Here is a 474-nt window from a genome sequence, read left to right on the forward strand (position 1 = left end):
CCGGTGGCCAGCTCGACGGTGGACACCCCGGTGCCGGCGGCGACGTCGAGCACGGTCTGCCCGGGGCGGGCGCCGAGCGCCTCGCGGGTGGCCCGCCGCCAGCCGGCGTCCAGACCACCGGAGAGCACGGTGTTGGTGACGTCGTACTTCCCCGCGACGCGGTCGAACATCGCGGCGACCTCGGCGGGCCGCTTCTCCAGCGTCGCGCGGTAGCCGGTGTGTGTCCGATCTCCTGAGCTCACGCCCGACGACGATACGGCGGGCTGCCTATCGTGGGGGGCGTGACCAGCGCGGCGACGACCACCCAGCGGGTGGTGACCACGCCGCTGGGCCGCAGGCGCAGCGACCTGCTCACCAAGCTCCCGGCGACCGGCGCGCTGGCGTGGGTGCGCGACGGCGAGGGGCTGGTCGGCTGGGGCGAGGTCGACCGCCTCGAGGTCTCCGGCCCCGACGCCCTCCAGCGGGCCGCCGAGT

At 76.2% G+C, this 474-nt stretch carries 1 protein-coding gene and 1 pseudogene; one reads left to right on the plus strand and one right to left on the minus strand.

Annotation, left to right across the window (positions count from 1 at the left end; translation table 11 throughout):
* A partial coding sequence (locus M3677_RS16985) for a class I SAM-dependent methyltransferase (RefSeq protein WP_251161135.1) occupies positions 1–170 on the minus strand: 170 nt, incomplete at its 3' end.
* Positions 171–281: 111 nt separating this feature from the next.
* On the opposite strand from M3677_RS16985, the pseudogene M3677_RS16990 reads away from it, so the two are divergent.
* A pseudogene (locus M3677_RS16990) lies at positions 282–474 on the plus strand (hypothetical protein); the annotation flags it as partial.

Origin of the sequence: Curtobacterium sp. P97 (assembly GCF_023712445.1) — a bacterium.
In the GTDB taxonomy this organism is placed as follows: Bacteria; Actinomycetota; Actinomycetes; order Actinomycetales; family Microbacteriaceae; genus Curtobacterium.